The following is a 2,818-nucleotide window of genomic DNA, read 5'->3' as shown; positions in this document are numbered from 1 at the left end:
GTCAAGTTCTTCACTCCGGTCGGGATCCGCGCCTGGCTTGCAACCGAGCTTGATGCTGACGGCGACATCCCAGGCGTTGGAACCATGGCCGCACCGGCCGAACCGAGGACCGCGCCATGAGCGGTCGCCCCATTCTCCGGCTCTACACCACTTTTGCCGAGTTCGAGACCCTGCACGAGCGGCACGATCGTACGCGCAGCACCAGCAGGACGGTCACCGTCGATCGCCAGGCGCTCATCCACATCCTCATGGACCACGCCCGCATGCTCGAGGCGCTGCGCAAAGCCGGACGGGTCGACGTCGCCGAACCGCATTGAGGCCGCCGGTTTGCGCCGGCGCAGCGGCCGCGAGAGGCAGAGGGCGGAGGGGAGGGTTCCTGACGGGTTTGGAGGTTCGGGGAGAGTTTCCGGGCCGCCCGTCATGGAGACCCAGATCATGGCAAAAAGCGCCATTCAGAAGATCGCAATGAACCCCTCGGAGAACATCGCCTATGACAAGCTTGTCCTGTCGCAGCAGAATGTTCGCCGGGTAAAGGACGGCCTCACCATCGAACAGCTTGCCGAGGACATCGGTCGACGCAAGCTCCTGCAGAGCTTGAACGTCCGGCCCGTTCTCGATGTGGACGGCGAGGAGACCGGCACCTATGAAGTGCCCGCCGGCGGCCGCCGCTATCTCGCGCTCGGCATTCTGGTCAAGCAGAAGCGTCTGACGAAGAACGAGCCGATCCCTTGCATCGTCAATCGCAGCGGGACGACCTCGGCCGAGGAGGACTCGCTTGCCGAGAACGTGCATCGCGAGAACCTGCATCCGCTCGACCAGTTCCGCGCATTCAAGGCACTGAGGGAGCAGGGGCTTGACGTGGAGGAGATCGCCGCCCGCTTCTTCGTGTCGGCGGCGACAGTCAAACAGCGCCTGAGGCTCGCCTCGGTCTCGCCAAAGCTGCTGGATCTTTACGAGAAGGACGAAATCCGCCTCGAGCAGATCATGGCGTTCTCGATCTCCGACGACCATGCGCGCCAGGAGCAGGTCTGGGAGCGCATCTCCGGCAATCCGCACATGCAGGAGCCCTATTACATCCGGCGCCTGCTGACGGAGACCACGGTTCGCGCCGATGATCGCCGTGCGGTCTATGTCGGCGCCGAGGCATACGAAGCCTCGGGCGGCGTCATCCTGCGCGACCTGTTCGAGCAGGATTCCGGCGGCTGGTTCCAGGATGCGGCACTGCTCGAGCAACAGGTTTTCGACAGGCTGAAGATCGACGCCGAGACCATCCGCGCCGACGGATGGAAGTGGGTCGAGGCGGCGATCAGCTTCCCCTATGGCCACACTTCCGGCATGCGGCGGGTCTATGCTGAACCCGCGGAAATGAGCACCGAGGAGATCGCCCGCCACGACGCGGTGAAGGCGGAGTACGATGCGCTCGACGCCAAATATGCCGAGATGGAAGACGCCGACCAGGAGATCGAGGACAGGCTCGATCGGCTCGGCGCCGAGCTCGACGGTTTTGGCGATCGTCCCCAGGTCTACGATCCGGCGCAGAAGGCCATTGCCGGGGCGTTCGTCACGCTCGGCGCCAACGGCCAGTTGCAGGTAGAAGCCGGCTTCGTTCGTCCCGAGGATGAACCCCGCGTCGAGGTGGACGATGACGAGGAGGCCGACGGCAGGGCTCGCGACGCGTCGCAGTTCGACGAGAACGGCGCCAATGGCATCGTCGTGAACGGCCGGTCCACGAACGGCGGATCCGAAGCGACCGAGGAGCCCGAGGAAGAAGGCATCAAGCCTCTGCCGGAACGGCTTGTCTTCGACCTCACCGCGCAGAAGACGCTGGCGCTGCGCAACGCGCTCGCAAGCAACGTCGACATCGCCTTCGTCGCCGTTCTCCATGCCCTCGTGCTGCAGGTGTACTACCGCTTCGCCAAGGACAGCTGCCTCGAGCTCACTTTTGCGAGCAACAGTTTTGGCCAGGTCCAGGGCCTTGCTGAGACTGCTTGGGCCAAGGAGATCGCGGAGCGTCACGAGGCATGGGATAGGGATATGCCAGACAGCGACAAGCTCTGGGACTTCCTGCTCGGCCTCGACGAAGCGAGCCGCAAGGCGCTGTTCGCGCACTGCGCCTCGCTGTCGCTCAACGCCGTGATTGAGTCCTGGAACAGGCGTCCGGGCGCGCTTGCCCATGCCGATGCGCTCGCCACCACCCTTGGCTTCGACATGGTCACGGCCGGCTGGGAACCGACCGTCGACAACTATCTCGGCCGCGTCACCAAGGCCAGGATCGTTCAGGCGGTGCGCGAGGCTCGCGGCGAGGGTTCCGCGCAGCTGATCGACCACATGAAGAAGGACTTGATGGCCCGAGAGGCCGCCCGTCTTCTCGAAGGGTCGACCTGGCTGCCCGAGCCGCTACGCCTCGAAGGTGACGCGGCAGTCGACGCCGGCGAGACCGTCACGGAGGATGTGACGGACGAGACGGCTCTCGACGGCGATGCGGCCGATCTGCCGGCCTTCCTTGCCGACACAGCGTCCGAGGAACCGACGACCCAAGCCGACGAGGCAAAAGGTCGACTCGAGGCCGCCGAGTAAACGGCCTCCCGCTTCGCACCGGGTCCGGCATCACCGCCGGGCCCTTTTTCGTTTCCGACATGGAGATTCTGCATCTCAGCCCATATCGTCTACGATTTCGATTCAACGCCAAAACCGCCGGCCCGCTTCAGAAAGAAGCTCTCCGCGTGGGAGAGCCGCAATGGCACTGGCCGCCTGGTGAAGAAGGAGCCGCCGCGAACGCGCGCGACCTACAGCTCGCCGGCATGTTTTACCCTGCATG

At 64.7% G+C, this 2,818-nt stretch carries 3 protein-coding genes; all 3 read left to right on the top strand.

The window, feature by feature from the left end; translation table 11 throughout:
• Window positions 1–116: 116 nt before the first annotated feature.
• Entirely contained in the window at window positions 117–317 is a 201-nt protein-coding gene (locus EN742_RS30515) for a hypothetical protein (RefSeq protein WP_095809211.1), read from the top strand.
• 118 nt (window positions 318–435) lie between these two features.
• The gene (locus EN742_RS30510) at window positions 436–2,577 is read left to right on the top strand and encodes a ParB/RepB/Spo0J family partition protein (RefSeq protein WP_128333637.1); all 2,142 of its coding nucleotides are present in this window, start codon (window positions 436–438) and stop codon (window positions 2,575–2,577) included.
• Between the two features lie 59 nt (window positions 2,578–2,636).
• Window positions 2,637–2,818: hypothetical protein (locus tag EN742_RS38815; RefSeq protein WP_210214496.1), on the top strand; the 182-nt coding region annotated here is incomplete at its 3' end.

The sequence above is a fragment of the Mesorhizobium sp. M4A.F.Ca.ET.020.02.1.1 genome (assembly GCF_004022645.1).
In the GTDB taxonomy this organism is placed as follows: domain Bacteria; phylum Pseudomonadota; class Alphaproteobacteria; order Rhizobiales; family Rhizobiaceae; genus Mesorhizobium.
Note: the sequence above shows the minus strand (reverse complement) of the source record. Positions and strands in the feature narration are given on the sequence as shown.